This is a genomic window from Sphingobium cyanobacteriorum (assembly GCF_030580935.1).
Taxonomy (GTDB): Bacteria; Pseudomonadota; Alphaproteobacteria; order Sphingomonadales; family Sphingomonadaceae; genus Sphingobium; species Sphingobium cyanobacteriorum.
In genome coordinates, this window is the sequence record NZ_JAUQOM010000005.1 from 159,443 (window position 1) to 175,700 (window position 16,258).

13 protein-coding genes are annotated in these 16,258 nt (G+C 65.1%); 1 reads left to right on the forward strand and 12 read right to left on the reverse strand.

Annotated elements, in window-relative coordinates; genetic code table 11:
* Position 1: 1 nt before the first annotated feature.
* Positions 2-2,764 (forward strand): [protein-PII] uridylyltransferase, encoded by a 2,763-nt coding sequence (locus Q4610_RS12090; protein ID WP_304536201.1) that lies wholly within the window; start codon positions 2-4, stop codon positions 2,762-2,764.
* A gap of 36 nt (positions 2,765-2,800) precedes the next feature.
* Here the strand turns inward: Q4610_RS12090 and Q4610_RS12095 are convergent, their stop codons facing one another.
* The 12 genes from Q4610_RS12095 to Q4610_RS12150 form a co-directional block, all read right to left on the reverse strand.
* A complete protein-coding gene (locus Q4610_RS12095) occupies positions 2,801-3,304 on the reverse strand; it encodes a L,D-transpeptidase family protein (protein ID WP_304536202.1) in 504 nt (167 codons plus the stop codon).
* A gap of 10 nt (positions 3,305-3,314) precedes the next feature.
* On the reverse strand, positions 3,315-4,391 hold the full coding sequence (gene ribA / locus Q4610_RS12100; protein ID WP_304536203.1) for a GTP cyclohydrolase II: 1,077 nt from the start codon (positions 4,389-4,391) through the stop codon (positions 3,315-3,317).
* A gap of 8 nt (positions 4,392-4,399) precedes the next feature.
* Positions 4,400-5,197, reverse strand: coding sequence for an exodeoxyribonuclease III (locus tag Q4610_RS12105; RefSeq protein ID WP_304536204.1), 798 nt, complete (start codon positions 5,195-5,197; stop codon positions 4,400-4,402).
* Positions 5,198-5,445: 248 nt separating this feature from the next.
* Positions 5,446-6,087 (reverse strand): LolA family protein, encoded by a 642-nt coding sequence (locus tag Q4610_RS12110; protein ID WP_304536205.1) that lies wholly within the window; start codon positions 6,085-6,087, stop codon positions 5,446-5,448.
* A 380-nt stretch (positions 6,088-6,467) separates the two neighbouring features.
* Positions 6,468-8,786 carry an FtsK/SpoIIIE family DNA translocase gene (locus Q4610_RS12115; protein WP_304536206.1) on the reverse strand — a complete coding sequence of 773 codons (2,319 nt, stop codon included), beginning with the start codon at positions 8,784-8,786 and terminating at the stop codon, positions 6,468-6,470.
* Between the two features lie 234 nt (positions 8,787-9,020).
* A complete protein-coding gene (locus Q4610_RS12120; protein WP_304536207.1) occupies positions 9,021-9,515 on the reverse strand; it encodes a GNAT family N-acetyltransferase in 495 nt (164 codons plus the stop codon).
* Positions 9,512-10,354, reverse strand: coding sequence for a DMT family transporter (locus Q4610_RS12125; protein WP_304536294.1), 843 nt, complete (start codon positions 10,352-10,354; stop codon positions 9,512-9,514). Before Q4610_RS12125 ends, Q4610_RS12120 begins: the two co-directional genes overlap by 4 nt.
* Before the next feature lie 81 nt (positions 10,355-10,435).
* The gene (gene ispG, locus Q4610_RS12130) at positions 10,436-11,596 is read right to left on the reverse strand and encodes a flavodoxin-dependent (E)-4-hydroxy-3-methylbut-2-enyl-diphosphate synthase (protein WP_304536208.1); all 1,161 of its coding nucleotides are present in this window, start codon (positions 11,594-11,596) and stop codon (positions 10,436-10,438) included.
* 180 nt (positions 11,597-11,776) lie between these two features.
* A complete protein-coding gene (locus tag Q4610_RS12135) occupies positions 11,777-13,165 on the reverse strand; it encodes an OmpP1/FadL family transporter (protein ID WP_304536209.1) in 1,389 nt (462 codons plus the stop codon).
* A 423-nt stretch (positions 13,166-13,588) separates the two neighbouring features.
* Positions 13,589-14,971 (reverse strand): phosphoglucomutase/phosphomannomutase PgmG, encoded by a 1,383-nt coding sequence (gene pgmG, locus Q4610_RS12140; RefSeq protein WP_304536210.1) that lies wholly within the window; start codon positions 14,969-14,971, stop codon positions 13,589-13,591.
* On the reverse strand, positions 14,968-15,402 hold the full coding sequence (locus tag Q4610_RS12145) for a J domain-containing protein (protein ID WP_304536211.1): 435 nt from the start codon (positions 15,400-15,402) through the stop codon (positions 14,968-14,970). Before Q4610_RS12145 ends, pgmG begins: the two co-directional genes overlap by 4 nt.
* A complete protein-coding gene (locus tag Q4610_RS12150) occupies positions 15,402-16,208 on the reverse strand; it encodes a division plane positioning ATPase MipZ (RefSeq protein ID WP_304536212.1) in 807 nt (268 codons plus the stop codon). The genes Q4610_RS12145 and Q4610_RS12150 overlap by 1 nt, the downstream gene beginning before the upstream one ends.
* Positions 16,209-16,258: the final 50 nt, after the last annotated feature.

Consider the following 16,258-nt stretch of genomic DNA (forward strand, 5'->3'; position numbering starts at 1 on the left):
GATGGTCATGCAATTCCCCGCCCTGGGATCGCGCCGCGCGATCATCGACCGGCGCGCGATTTCCGACAGGATCAACGCCCTGGCGCAAGACCATCGGGGGGATGGCGTGCGGCTGCGCGCGGCGGTGGTCAAGGAATTGAAGGCGGCGCTGGACGAAGGCCGGGCGGAAGTCGCGCGGCGGCTGGAGGCCAAGCCCACGCGCGGGCGGGAGTCGGTGACGGCCTTTGCCTTTCTGATCGACCAGATTTTGCGCCTGCTCTATGACGCGACGACCCATCATCTCTATCCGGCCGGCAATCGCAGCACCGGCGAACGGATCGTGCTGATCGCGGTGGGCGGCTATGGCCGGGGCGAGATGGCGCCGCACAGCGATGTCGATATCGGCTTCATCACCCCGTGGAAGCCGACCGGCTGGACCGAACAGGTCATCGAATCGATGCTCTATTCGCTGTGGGACCTGGGGTTGAAGGTCGGGCATAGCAGCCGTTCGGTCGACGAGACGATGCGGATGGCCAAGAGCGACCTGACCGTGCGCACCGCCCTGCTGGAAGCGCGCTATATCTGGGGCGATCGCGCACTGTACGAGGAAACGTCGGTCCGCTTCGACGCGGAGGTGATGCAGGGCAATGCCCGCGCCTTCGTGACCGAGAAGCTGGAGGAGCGCGAGGAGCGGCACAAAAGGATGGGCGACAGCCGCTATGTCGTCGAACCCAATGTGAAGGAGGGCAAGGGCGGGCTGCGCGACCTGCACACCCTGTTCTGGATCGGCAAATATGTGAACCGGGTGAAATCACTTGCCGAACTGGTCGATGTCGGCCTGCTGACCGACGTGGAATTGCGCCAGTTCCAGAAGGCCGAGGATTTCCTGTGGGCGGTGCGATGCCACCTGCACACCATCACCGGCCGCGCCGAGGACCGGCTGACCTTCGACCTTCAGTTGGAGACGGCGACGCGGATGCGCTTTACCGGGCGCGCCGGCCGATCGGGCGTCGAGCGCTTCATGCGCTATTATTTCCTGAACGCCAAGATCGTGGGCGACCTGACCGCCGTGTTCCTGGCGCATCTGGACGACCAGATGGGGTCGAAAGGGCGACGCTATATCCCGGCCATCTTCCGCCGGCCCAAGAAGCTGGACGGGTTCGTGCTGGATCGCGGGCGGCTGTCGTTGCCGAGCGACGATTTCTTTCAGGCCGACCCGGTGCGGATGCTGGAGATATTCGCCGTGGCGGACAAGCATGGATTGCAGATCCATCCCAGCGCCATGCGGACGGCCAGCCGCGACGCCGGGCTGATCAATGCCAAGATACGGCGCGACCCGCGCGCCAATGCCGCCTTCATGGAGGTGCTCACATCCCCGCGCGATCCCGAAACGGTGCTGCGCTGGATGAACGAATCGAGCGTGTTCGGCCGGTTCGTGCCCGATTTCCGCCGCGTCGTCGCGCAGATGCAGTTCGACATGTATCATCATTATACGGTCGACGAGCATACCATCCGCGCGGTCGGCCTGCTGGCGCGGATCGAGAAGGGCGACCTGCCGGAGGATCATCCGCTGGCGACCGAGCTGATGGGCAAGCTGTTGTCGCGCCGGGTGCTCTATGTCGCGGTGCTGCTGCACGATATCGCCAAGGGGCGCGGCGGCGACCACAGCCTGTTGGGCGCGGAGGTGGCCGAACATCTGTGTCCGCGCCTGGGCCTGAGCCCGGCGGAAACGGAGACGGTCGCCTGGCTGGTGCGCTATCACCTGCTGATGTCGGCCACCGCGTTCAAGCGCGACCTGGCCGATTACAAGACGATCCTGGATTTCGTGGATGTGGTGCAAAGCCCGGAACGGTTGCGCCTGCTGCTGTGCCTGACGGTGGTGGATATTCGCGCGGTGGGTCCGGGGGTGTGGAATAGCTGGAAGCGCCAGTTGCTGGGCGACCTGTATGAATCGGCCGAAGAAGTGCTGCGCCTGGGCCACAAGCAGAAGGGGCGCAGCGAGCGCGTCACCGCCAAGCAGCAGGGGCTGAGGCAGGCGCTGGGCATGGACGAAGCCGCCTTCGCGGCGTTCAGCCGGCGGTTGCCTGAATCCTACTGGATCGCAGAGCCTGAGGATATCCTGTTCCACAACGCGCAACATATATTGGCGTCGGGCGACGCGCCCCTGTCGATCGCGGCGCAATATTATCCGCAGCGCGGCGCGACATTGGTGACTGTCTATGCCGCCGACCATCCGGGGCTGTTCTATCGCATTGCCGGCGCGATCCATCTGGCCGGCGGCAACATCATCGACGCGCGCATCCATACGACGCGCGATGGCGTGGCGATCGACAATTTCCTGGTGCAGGACCCGATGGGGGGGGCATTTCACAGTCCCGACCAACTGACCCGCATCCGCAATGCGATCGAGGATTCACTGTCGAACCGGCACCGGCTGATCACCAAGCTGGCGGCGCGGCCGCTAACCCGGACCCGCGCCGAAGCGTTCCGCATCGAACCCAATGTGCTGATCGACAACAAGGCGTCGAACCGCTTCACCGTGGTCGAGGTCAATGCGCGCGACCGGCCGGCGCTGTTGTTCAGCCTGGCCAATGCGCTGTTCCAGTCCAAGGTGACGGTGCATAGCGCCCATGTCGCCACCTATGGCGAGCGCGCGGTCGACACTTTCTATGTCACCGATCTGCTGGGCGGGAAGATCGAGAGCAAGGGGCGGTTGCAGACGCTGGAGCGGCGGTTGCTGGAAGCGGCCGGTGGCGAGGTGGGTGAAGCGCTGGAGATGGCGTGAAGCCGGCGATGCGCCTGCTTTCGCAGGCGCATGTCCCTATGACATGACCGCGACCGCATCGCCCGGCGCGAGCCGGGGGAGCAGGCGCAGCATGTCGGCCCGGTCCACCGCGATGCAGCCGGCGGTGGGTCGGCCTTCGGACAGATGGAAGAAGATCGCGCTCCCCTGCCCCGGCACCGGCGGCGCGTCATTATGACCCAGGACGATGATGACATCATAGGCATCGTCGCTGCGGATCAGGCTTTCGGCGGAAAAGGCGCGTGGCAGGCGGACCGGGCGGTTATAGGCGGGGTCGGCGGGATCGTCCGACCAGCCATCATTGCCCCTGATCCAGCGCCAGGGGAGCCTGATCCCGGTCGCCGCGACCTTGCCGGGCCGCAGCAGCACGCCCCGGATCGGCCAAAGCCCAAGCGGCGTGCGGCCGTCCCCCTCCCGCTTGTCGCCGGCTGCGCAGACGCCGTCCCGGCCGATGGTGCATTCCATCGCCCAGTCGCCGAAGGTCAGGCGACCCGCGCCGCCATCGACGCGGAGACTATTCATGCCTTCAAGGTCATAGCTGGTGGCCGGTGCGGTCCCGCTTGGTGGCGAGATACCGTTCATTGTGCGGGTTGGCCGGCAGGATGATCGGCAGCCGCTCGGTCACGCGAATCCCGGCCGCTTCCAGCCCCGCCACCTTGTCGGGATTGTTGGTCAGCAGCCGCACGGCACGCACGCCGAGCAGGTCGAGCATCCGCGCCGCGACCGAAAAATCGCGCGCGTCGATCGCAAAGCCCAGACGCACATTGGCGTCGACCGTGTCGAACCCCTGGTCCTGCATCGCATAGGCGCGCAGCTTGTTGACGAGGCCGATGCCGCGCCCTTCCTGTCGCAGATAGAGGAGGATGCCCCAGGGCGCGTCGGCGATCCGGTGCAGCGCTTCATGCAGTTGCGGGCCGCAATCGCATTTCAGGCTGCCCAGCACGTCGCCGGTCAGGCATTCGCTGTGCAGGCGGATGACCGGCGGCGAGGAATCGCGCTTGCCCACGACCAGCGCGACATGCTCGCGCGGTTCGTCCGGGCTGCGGAAGGCGATGATCTCCGCGCTTTCGCTGGCCGACACGGGCAGGCGGGCGCGGGTGGCGATGGCGAGGCGGATCGCGTCGTCATAGGCGGCGACAGCATCGGCGTGGAGGTCCACTTCGACCGGGCCGTCGCCTTCGCACAGGAAATAGGCGGGCAGGATGCCGGCCAGGCGCGCGAGCCGGAGCGCGGCCTTGGCCGCCTGCGGCGCGGGCAATGTGCGGGCGCGGAACGGACCTTTCAACGGCGAGGCGAGGTCGAGCACCGGGTCGGAGATGGCGGTGGCGACATCGGCGTCGATCCAGGGCGCGCGCGCGACCAGCACCGGCAGGTCGGGATCGGCGGCGGCGAGCTGGTTGGCGAGCTTCAATGTGTCGGCGCGGGCGGCAGAGATGAGGATATCGGCGCGGCCGTCGGGATCGAAGCCGGCCAGCGTCACCGCGTCCGCGCCCTCGATCGCCATCAGCCGGATCGCGCCGTCCGCCCCGCGCAGGCGGATCGCCCAGCCCCGGCGCAGCGCATCGATCGCGCGGGCGGCGTCACGCCCGTTGGCAGGCCGATGAACCATCCCCGGCATCAGAAGGCGAATTCGGTGATGATAGGGATATGGTCGGACGGTTTGCCCCAGTTGCGCGCGGGTTCGACCACGCGGTGGCCGACCGCCTTGTCCGCCACGTCGCGCGTCATCCACATATGGTCGAGGCGGCGGCCGCGATCCGATTCGGCCCAGTCCTTCGCGCGGTAGCTCCACCAGGTGTAGAGGCGCGCGGGGGCGGGATGGAAATGGCGGCCGATATCGACCCAGTCGTTCGACGCCTGCAAGCGGCCCAGAATCTCGCACTCGATGGGCGTGTGGCTGACGACGTTCAGCAACTGCTTGTGGCTCCACACGTCGCATTCCAGCGGCGCGATATTGAAATCGCCGGTCAATATGGTCGGCTTGTCCGCCAGAGCCGAGGACCATTGGATCATGCGTTCGAGGAAATCGAGCTTCTGGCCGAATTTCGGGTTCACGTCACGATCGGGAATGTCGCCGCCGGCCGGGACATAGACATTTTCGATCCGCACGCCATTGTCGAGCCGGACCCCGACATGGCGCGCTTCGCCATTGGCCTGCCAGTCGAAACGGTCATCCTCGTGAATCGGCACCTTGCTCATGATCGCGACGCCATGGTGCATCCGCTGGCCGTTCAGCACCTGATGGACATAGCCCAGCCGTCTGAACATGTCGGTGGGGAAGATGTCGTTCACCACCTTGGTTTCCTGAAGGCATAATATGTCGGGTGCTTCCTGGCGCAGCAACTGTTCGACGATGTCGATGCGCGCGCGGACGGAGTTGATGTTCCAGGAGCAGATGGAAAGGGTGTCGGCCATGACGCCAGCCCTAGGAGGGCGCGCGATATTGCGCAAGTCGCGGACACGGTAAGACCCCCGCTCCGGGGGCGTGGAACGGGGGTCTCGATCGCGCCCTTGAAGCGCTTCGCGACGGGAGGTGGGGACCGGGTAACAGGGGGGAAATCCCGGTTTGGCCTCGCGCCGTGGATTTCTGATTAGCGCCCCGCATATGAGCGGCAGATGAACGAATTTGAATAGCCGTCCATCCGTCGCGCGGGGCGCTCGATTCAACCGCCAGCCGAGCGCCCCTTGGGCCGCGGATCGGTCCAGCGGAAGGCCGAATCGGCCACTGGCGCGCCATAACGCTGGTTGGTCAGGCGCACCGCGGTACGGTTGTTCTGCGAATCGAGCGCGACCCAGCCATAAAGTTGCAGGCCCGCCGGGCTGCCGGCGTCACGCTTGAAGATCATGGTGATGGTGCCGAATTCGGGGCGTTTGGGATCGCGCGCCTGAACGCTCAGGATCGTCGGATCGCCGCTGGGGATGACCTTGCCGAATTTCGCCAGATCCTTGGAGGGATCGAGCAGCGCGCCCAGCGGCGAATTGCCGATCGGCCAGCGCTGCACCTGGCGCACTTCATAATCGATCATGGTCAGCGCCTTGCCGTCGCCCACGATCAGCAGGGGCACGCCCTTTTGATATTGGAAGCGGATCTTGCCCGGCTGCTTCAGCGTGATCTGGCCGGTCAGGGTCTGGCCATTGCGGTCGGTCTGGCTGAAATCGGCGGTCATGGTGGTGACGGCGCGGATATAGGCGTTGACCTGCGTAAGGTCGGACGACGCCTGCTGGGCAGCCGCCGGCGCGATGACCGGCAGGGCGATCGGCACGGCGGCAAAGGCCAGGATCAGGGGCGCAAGACGGCGCTGCATGACATTCAACTCCGGTTGTTCAGGAAGGATGGGGCTAGAAGATCGGGCTTGAACCCGCTGTGAACCCGCCTGTTCCGAAATAGCAAGCTTTGCGACCAGATGAGGGTGCGATCCGCGCCTGACAGGGCATCTGCGTCCTCCATGTGCGCGGCGCGCCCGCCATGCTGTCGGCGCGGCGCGGCCTTTGGTCCGGGCACAGGGAAAAATTGGCGAAGAAGAATATCGCCAAAAAAAGGGCCGATCCAAAGACCGGCCCGAAAAGTTTTAAGGAGAGGATGCCTGAAAGGCCTGACCCTACTGGCCCAATCCCGTTCATGCTGCAAATGCGAAGGGGGCAAGGGCGATTGCACGATATGCAATCGCGATACCCTGTGCCTTCATCAGAGCGGATTGCCATTTTCATCGCGCAACACTTCGCGACGGCCGACATGGTTGGGCGGGCCGACCAGCCCTTCCTCCTCCATCTTTTCGATCAGGCGGGCCGCACTATTATATCCGACACGAAGCTGGCGTTGCAGCCAACTGGTCGACGCCTTCTGGTTTTCGAACACCAGTTGGCACGCCTTGCGGAACAGTTGCGCGTCGGGGCTGTCGTCGCCCAGATCGACGCCATCGAGGGCGAAGCTGCCTTCTTCCGGTTCCTCGGTGACGGCCTGGATATAGTCGGGCTGGCCCTGTGCGCGCCAATGATCGGCGACGACGCGGACTTCATCGTCGGACACGAAGGGACCATGGACGCGCATCAACCCCTTCCCGCCGTGCATGTAGAGCATGTCGCCCTTGCCCAATAATTGTTCGGCGCCCTGCTCGCCCAAAATGGTGCGGCTGTCGATCTTTGACGTGACGAAGAAGCTGATGCGGGTCGGCAGGTTCGCCTTGATGACGCCGGTGATCACGTCCACCGACGGCCGCTGGGTCGCGAGGATGAGGTGGATGCCGGCCGCGCGCGCCTTTTGCGCGAGGCGCTGGATCAGGAACTCGACTTCCTTGCCCGCCGTCATCATCAGGTCGGCCAGTTCGTCCACCACCACCACAATCTGGGGCAGCGGCTGGAAGTCGAGTTGCTCCTCCTCATAGATCGGCTTGCCGCTTTCGGGATCGTAGCCGGTCTGGACACGGCGGCCGAGCGGCTTGCCCTTCGCCTTGGCGGCGCGCACCTTCTCATTATAGTTGGCGAGGTTGCGGACGGAAATGGACGCCATCATGCGATAGCGGTCCTCCATCTGCTCCACCGCCCATTTGAGCGCGCGGATCGCCTTGGCCGGTTCAGTGACGACCGGGGAGAGCAGATGCGGAATGTCGTCATAGGTCGACAGTTCCAGCATCTTGGGGTCGATCATGATCAGGCGCAACTGGTCGGGCGTCATGCGATAGAGCAGCGACAGGATCATGGCGTTGAGGCCGACCGACTTGCCCGACCCGGTGGTGCCCGCGATCAGCAGATGCGGCATGGGCGCCAGGTCGGCGATGATCGGTTCGCCCGAAATATTTTTGCCCAGGATGATCGGCAGCGTCCCTTCGCCGCCAAATTGTTCGCTGGTGATGAGTTCGCGGAAGGACACGCCCTCGCGATGGGCGTTGGGCAGTTCGATGCCGATGACGGTGCGCCCCGGAATCGTCGCGACACGGGCCGAGAGCGCCGACATGTTGCGGGCGATATCGTCGGCCAGCGCGATGACCCGGCTGGCCTTGATGCCGGGCGCGGGTTCCAGTTCGTACATGGTGACGACCGGGCCGGGCCGCACTTCGACGATATTGCCCTTCACATGGAAGTCGTCGAGCACGGATTCGAGCAGCCGGGCGTTACGCTCCAGCGCGGCCTTGTCGATCTTGCCGCCCTGGCTGACGGGCACGGGATTGAGCAGGTCGGGCGAGGGCAGCGAACTGTTGCCGAACAGGTCGTCCTGACTGACCGGCGCCATCGCGCGCTGGGCCGGGGCGGGTTTGGGCGTCTGGATGGTGATGGGCGGCTTGGGTTCGTTGGACACCTGCTTGCGCGGGGCGATGACCCGCTCGCCCGTGTCGTCGTCATTTTCGTCAACGGCCGCATCGCCGCTGGCGAAGGCCAGGCTGGGGCGCGGCAGGCTGAGCCTGGGCAAAGACGGACGACGCAGCGCGATGATCGGCTTTTCAAGCGCCAGGCTGCGATACCAGGTGAAGAGTCCGAGAATGAGGGCAAGGACGATCACCCCCCCCTTGATCCACGGGGCGGCGACGGGCGCCTGCGCGAGCAGGCTGTAAATGCCCTTGGCCGATGCAAGGCCGATCATGCCGCCCCACCCGGACGGCAGGCCGACCAGCGGTTCGGGCTGAAACAGGGCCAGCGCGATGCCGATCAGGACGATGCCGAACAGGCATTTGCCGAACTGGCCTTTCCAGCCGCTCATGTCCTGGTCGCCCCACAGGCGACGCGCGGTGATCGCCATCAGCGGCAGGACAAGCACCACCGGCACGCCGAACAGAAGCAGCATGATATCGGCCGTCCAGGCACCGGGCGGACCCATGATATTGGCCACGCCGTCCCCCGCCACGGTCATCAGCGACGGATCGCTGGGCGTGTAGCTGAGCAGCGCCAGCGCCAGGAACAGGGTCGCGACGATGAGCGCGATCGCGCCGATCAGCGCACCGCTGCGGATCAGGCTGCGCTTGAGCATTTCGCGCCATTCCGGCGAGCGTTTCACGGTGCGGCCGACGGCCATATGATTGCTTGTCCCCCCAATGTTCCGTTCCGGCACAATGCGCCAAGCGGGGAGTCCGGGTCAAGAGCGCGCCCTCTCGGCTCGTCCCAGGCCATCCGTATCATCCCTTATGGCGCGGGCGTGGCCCGGCGTCGCACAAGCGGCGGGCAGAAAGGACCACCGCCATGATCGCCACTTATTATCCCACCTTCGTCGCCATCGCGCTCAGCCTCTTCGCCCTGGGCATGCTGTTCGTCAGCATCGAGGACGGGCTGAAGCGCTGAGCGCCGCCAGCGCATCGCCATCGACGCGCTGCACCGTCCATGCGTCCATCGGCCGCGCGCCAAGCGAGCGGTAGAAGGCGATGGCGGGTTCGTTCCAGTCCAGCACCGACCATTCGAGCCGGGCGCAGTCGCGGTCGATCGCCAGCGCGGCCAGCCGTGCGAGCAACGCCTTGCCCGCGCCCAGCCCGCGCGCCTGCGGCAGGACGAACAGATCCTCCAGATAGAGGCCGGGACGCCCTTCGAAGGTCGAGAAATTGTGGAAGAAGAGGGCGAAGCCGACCGGCGCGCCGCCATGGTCCGCGATCAGCACTTCGGCCATCGGGCGGGGGCCGAACAGGTAGCGGGCGAGCATATCGCGATCCGCCTTCACCGCATGGGACAACCGCTCATAATCGGCTAGCGCCAGGATGAAGGCGTGGATGGTATCGATGTCGGCAGCCACCGCCGCCCTGATGATGATGCTCATGCTGCGCCGGCCTCCACATGTGGACCCTGATCAAAAGCGTCGGTCCGTTTCGTGCGCGTGGCGATAAGGCAGCCGACAATGATCAGCATTGCGCCCGCCACCGTGGCCAAGGTCAAACGCTCGCCAAACGCCACCCAGCCCACCAGCGCCGCCCAGAGAAAGGCGCTATATTCGACCGGGATCAGCCGCTGCGCCTCTGCCCGCGCATAGGCCCAGGCGAGCGCGGCGAGCGAGGTGAAGGCCAGGGTCGCGCAAAGCAGCACCAGCGGTACGGCTTTTGCTGACGGGACGACCGCCCAGAAGGGCGCGCCGATGGCAAAGATGGCCAGCATGACGAGATGCTGGAAGAAGGCGACTTCGATCGGTGAGGCAAGCTGCGCCTGCTGGCGCTGGATGATGAGGTTCCAGGCGAACAGGACCGCCGACATGAGCACCGCGCCCGCGCCGAGCAGCGCATCGGCGCCATAGCCCCCCTGCACCCGGCCGGACAGGATGATGCCGACGCCCGCCAGGCCCAGCAGGGAAGCGACGACCGCCTGCCGCCCCACCCTTTCCTTGAGCAGCAAGGCCGCGAGATAGAGGGCGATGAGCGGCGCGATGAAGGAGAGCGCGATCGCTTCTGCCAGCGGCATGCGCAGCAGCGCCCAGAAGAAGAAACCGGCCATCAGCGCCACCACGGTCCCGCGCAGCAGGTGGATGCGCAGCACCCTGCGCGCGGGCCAGCGCTGGCGGGTGAGCAGCATCAGGGCAAGGCCAAGGACCGTTCCGGCGGCAGCGCGCCAGAACAGGGCGTTGTAGAGGCCGATGGCGAGGCCAAGCCCCTTCATCGCCGCATCCATGACGGAAAAAAGCGCGACCCCCACACAGGTGACGAAAAAGGGAATGGCGAACCCGCCGGATTGTGCACGCAATGGCGGGGCCTATTCCGCCGCTTCCGCCTTGCCCGCGTCGGTCATGTCGGCTTCGACGTTCGACGCTTCGATCTCGGCCGCCTTGGCTTCGACCAGCCTGACGATATGATCGACCATGTCGGCATCCTGCACGATATGGTCGGTGACGCCCGACAGATAGACCATATGCTTGCCAGCGCCGCCGCCGGTCAGGCCGATATCGGTCTCGCGCGCTTCGCCGGGGCCGTTGACGACGCAGCCCAGCACCGAGAGCGAGAGCGGCGTGTGGATATGCTGGAGCCGTTCCTCCAGCGCCTGCACGGTGCGGATCACGTCGAAGCCCTGGCGCGCGCAGGAGGGGCAGGAAATGACCTTGACCCCGCGGGTGCGGATGCCGAGCGATTTCAATATCTCATAACCGACCCGCACTTCCTCCTCCGGTTCGGCGGAAAGCGAGACGCGAATCGTGTCGCCGATCCCGGCCCAGAGCAGGTTGCCGATGCCGATCGCGCTCTTCACCGTCCCGCCGATCAGGCCGCCGGCCTCGGTGATGCCCAGGTGCAGCGGGCAGTCGACCGCATCGGCAAGCTGCGCATAGGCGGCGACGGCGAGGAATATGTCGCTTGCCTTCACCGCAACCTTGTAGGCGTGGAAATCCTGGTCCTGGAGCAGCTTGATATGGTCGAGCGCGGATTCGACCAGCGCGTCGGGGCATGGCTCGCCATATTTTTCGAGCAGATCCTTTTCGAGGCTGCCGGCGTTGACGCCGATGCGGATCGAGCAGCCATTGGCCTTGGCCGCGTCGACCACTTCCTTCACCCGCGCTTCGCTGCCGATGTTGCCCGGATTGATGCGCAGGCAGGCAGCGCCTGCATCGGCCGCTTCAAGCGCGCGTTTATAGTGGAAATGGATGTCGGCGACGATCGGCACGCGCGCCGCGCGGACGATCTGCTTCAGGGCTGCGGTCGATTCCTCGTCGGGGCAGGACACGCGGATGATGTCGACGCCCGCTTCCTCGCAGCGGCGGATCTGGTCGATCGTGCCCTTGATATCGTGGGTCAGCGTGTTGGTCATGGTCTGGACCGTGACCGGCGCACCGCCGCCGACGGGGACATTGCCGACCATGATCTGGCGCGACTGCCGCCGCGCTATGTCGCGCCAGGGGCGCAGGCCGGGATTATGGTCAGACATGAAAAGAGGCTCCGTCAGCTAAGAAGCCTCTATAGGGATGTTTTGTGGCGGTTAGAAGCAGGAGTCCTTGTGTGTTTCAGCTTTGCTGAAACGTGCCGCACCAGCGCGCGCCCCCCCCCCCGACCGACCGCAGACAATCCTGAATGGGTGGCCGGGTGGTGCGGGCTGGTGCGACGACACTTAAAAACGCAGCGTGACCGATGCGGCGACCTGATCGGCATTGCCGCTGGTCCGGGCCAGCGTCGTCGCGGTGACGGTGGCCGGCGACGGATAATAGCTGTCCGGGCGGATGATGTTCGCCTTTTCCACGAAAATATGGGCGTAGCTGAGGTTCAGCGCCGCCGCCGAGGAGATGTTGAAAGTCGCCCCGCCGGTGAGCCAGACGCGATCGCCATCAGGGACGCGGGTGGTCAGATGCTGCGGATTGGTCGGCGAACGATCGAACATCGTGCCCGCGCGCAGGGTGAGCGCGGGGCTGACATCATATTCGCCGCCGGCGCTGACCGAATAGCTGTCGCGATAATCCAGTTCCTTGTTGGTCGTGCCGGCCGCCGAAGTGACGGCGATGCCCTTGAACCGCGACCAGTTATACCATTTGGCCGTGACCATCACGCGCAACCTGGGCGTCAGCCTGTGCATCATGGAGATGGTGGCGATATCAGGCAGGTTCAGCGGTGCGGTGACTGCGAAATCGCCATTGCCCGCCGCGATCGGGCCGAGCAGGCCGGACACGGTCTGCGTGCCGGCCAGCGTGTGGCTGATGCCCGATCGATAGTGCACGCCCCAGTTGGTGTCGCCACTGGTGTAGAACAGGCCCGCATTCCAGCCGACCGACCAGTCATCGCCCTTCAGGCTGGCAAAGCCGTCAGGAAGCGCAACAAGCGCTAACCCGGAAGCTGGTCCGGAGGGCGCAAAAGGTCCAGAAGGACCGCCTGGCACAGCAACAATCTGATTTGGGAATAATTGTGGCAAGGCGTTGGTCAGTTCAGCCTTCACATATTGCACGTCCACGCCGCCGCCGATGGAAAGGCTGTCGGTGAACTTATAAGCGAAGGACGGCTGAATATTGTAGGTTTTAAGGTCGGTGTAGAGCGAATCATAGCGACCGAAAAAGCCGTCGTCATATTCCAGCTTCAGTCCGAAAGGCGCGTTGACGCCCAGACCGAGCCACAGACGGTCGCTGACCTGCGCGCTGGCGTAGAAGCTGGGGATGGGGATGACGCTTTCGAACGGATTGCCGCCATCGTTGCCGGAGATCGGATCATTCGCATTTGGGAAAAGCACTGTCCGAGGCAGAGTCCGGCTACTACCCCGATTGCTCTGGCGCGCCGACGCGAACAGCGCGATTCCACCGACCGAAGTTTGAATGCCGTCCAACTGCGTCATCGCCGCCGGGTTGAAATAGATGGTCGAGGGGTCGTCCCCCGCCGCCGCGCCGCCGGACAGGGCGCGGCCGGTTTCGAGCGGCGATTGTTCCTGAAGATAGAATCCGCCGGCAAAGGCCGGTAGCGGCGCGACCATGACCGCGCTGGCGAACAGGGCGTAGGCAAGACGGCGGCTGGGGAACATGGAATATCCTCTGCTTAGACATGCGACTCTTGTGCTGCCGGTGGTCAGCGCCATTGCGAGGGGAGCGGACCGGCTTATGCGCGAAGCCGCTTACCAAAGATGCGGTTAATTTCCAGTATCGAACGGCCGTAAAAAGGTGCGTTTCCTGCTGCGCGTGATGGTTAGCAGTCTGTGGACGTTACGGCCCCGCACGAAAGCGACGCTAAAAAAAGCAAAAAAAAGCCGCCTGTGAAGGCGGCTGTAAAGTTTTAGGAGAGGATGCCTGAAAGGCCCGTTCCTTTTGCGGTGCAGCGAGAATTGTCGCAAATGCGAAAGATGCGTGTCTGATTGCATTTTCTGCAACCATGGGCATCACTCCTGCTTTCCCTAAGGGAAAGTTGCACAAGAAAACGGTATCGATCCCGAAAAATATCCGGCCGATCGTTACATTTCCGATTCGGACCCGCGCGATACGCCCGAATCAGCCAGGTGCGAATCCAGTTGCCCCAGCAGCAACGCCAGACCCGATTCGTCGCACGCCTCTGCCCGCGCTACCAATGCGGCCTGGGTATTGGACGCGCGCAACAGCCACCAGCCAACGGGTGTGCGCACACGGGCGCCGTCGATCGCGCAGATGTCCGCACCGGCCGCGCGCAACCGGGCCAGCACTTCCCCGATCACCGCGAATTTGCGCGATTCAGGCACGGGGAAACGTAATTCAGGGGTGATGATGCTGGTCGGCAGACCATCACAAAGCCGGGTAACGCTCTGGCCCAGCGCCGAAACGAGCCGGATCAGGCGGACAGCGGCGTAAAGGCCGTCATCATAGCCGGGATAATCGTCGGCGAAGAAGAGATGGCCGGTCGTTTCGCCACCCAGCGGGCTGCCAGTCTGCTTCATTCTGGACTTGATATGGCTGTGCCCGGTTTTCCACATGTCGGGCTGTCCGCCCAGATCGGTGATGCGGTCAAAAACGGTCTGGCTGGCCTTCACATCGGCCACGATCAGCGCGCCAGGCCGCTTTTGCAGGACATGCTGCGCGAAGAGTCCGAGCAACTGGTCGCCGGCGATCACCCGTCCCCGCCCGTCCACCACGCCGATGCGGTCGCCGTCACCATCGAAAGCCACACCGAAATCGAGCCGCTTGTCGCGGACAAGCGCGCGCAGATCAGCCAGATTCTTCTCTTCGGAAGGATCGGGATGATGGTTGGGAAAATGGCCGTCTGGCTGGGTGAAGAGCAGATGATGCTCACCGGGGAGCAGTTGCGCGAGTTTCTCGACCACCGGCCCGGCCGCGCCATTGCCCGCGTCCCAGCCGATGCGGCAGGCGGGACCATCGAAGCCCTGCATCAGCCGCGCGACATAGGCATCCATGATGGCGATGGTGTCGACCGCGCCTGCGCCCGATTCCCAGTCGCCCGCCGCCGCCATCGCGCCCAGCGTCTGAATGTCCGCGCCGAAGAAGGGCGCGTGGCGGTGCACCAGCTTGAAGCCATTCTGATCGCCGGGATTATGGCTGCCGGTTATCTGGATGCCGCCATCCACATCGGCCGTCATTTCGGCATGATATAGCATGGGCGTCGGGCCAAGGCCGATGCGCAGCACGGCGATGCCGGTCGCCACCAGCCCCGCGACCAGCGCATCCTCCAGCATCGGCGAACTCAGCCGTCCGTCACGGCCCACAGCGATGCGTCGACCGCCCGCGCGGGCGATGACCGTGCCGAAGCTGCGACCCAGCGCCCAGGCGTCGGCGGCGTGGAGCGTATCCCCCACCGTGCCGCGCAGATCATAGTCGCGCAGCAGGATCGGGTCGAAACAATGGCTCACCCCTGCGCCCGATCGTCCAGCAACAGGTCGCGCGCGGCGTTGATCTGGGCGGCGAGCGCTTCGGTGCCGCCCTTGTCGGGATGGACCGAGGCGATCAGGCGGCGATGGGCGGCGCGGATCGCCTGTGCGTCGGCATCGGGCGCAACGCCCAGCAGCGCGCGCGCCCTTGCCACGTCATCGGCGGGTGGCGGGGCGATCGGGGCGGCGGGCCGCTGGCGCGCCTTGGCCCGGCGATTGCCCTGCCTGGCGAAGAAGAGCGCTGCGCCGATCAGCAGCGGTGCGCCCAGCACCGGCTTGCCCTTGGCCGCCAGCACCGCGCCCACCAGCGCCGCGCCGAGCGCCATGCCATCCTTTGCCGTCATGCGTTGCAGCCTTCCCGTCCAGATCAGCCAGATCGCCAGCGCGGCGAGCAACAGCGCGAGCGCGCCCATCAGGCTGCGCCGAGCAGGTCCAGCGACGCCAGGCCCTCGCCAGTCGGCAGCGCCAGGCCAGACACCATTTCGCGCAGTTCCTGCCGCGCGGCGATATGGCTGACGCCCAGTTCGCCCAGATGCCCCTTGTCGAGCAGGGTGAGGCCGGAGGGGAAGAGTTCGCGGAAGATGACGCGCTCCGACAGGCCCGGAATGACCCGGAAGCCGACCCGGCGCGACAATTCCATCAGCGCGTCGCCAACCCGCTTCTTGTTGCGGGCGTCATGATGCTGGACGCGGTTGCGCAGCACCACCCAGTCGATCGACACGCCATCGACCTTTGCCCGCGCCTTGCGCGTTTCGAAGATGAGTTCGGAATAGAAGGACAGGCGGCGCACCTTGAAGGTTTCGGGATCGACCTGGCCGATCAGGTCGAAATCGACGAAACTGTCGTTCATCGGCGTCACCAGCGTGTTGGCGTGCGGAGCGATATGACGGGCGAACAGGTCGTCACGACCGGGCGTGTCGACGACCAGGAAATCCTTGCCCACCGCCAGCGCTATCACCTGGTCGTCAAGCGCGGCGATGCTGTCGCCGGTAAAGACCGCAAAATCGGGGGTCGGCAGCTCTATGGCGCGGCGACGCGCGGTTTCGCGGCGATTTTCCATATAGCGGGTCACGGTGCGCTGGCGCGGATCGAGGTCGATCATGCCGACACGATGGCCCAGCGCGGACAGCGCGATGGCGGTGTGGACCGCCGTGGTCGACTTGCCGGTGCCACCCTTTTCATTGGCGAAAACGATGAGATGCGGCTGCGGATTGCCCATTGGACCCTGATAACCCCGTTGATTGTCGCAATGTTTGTTGACGGTCGCGC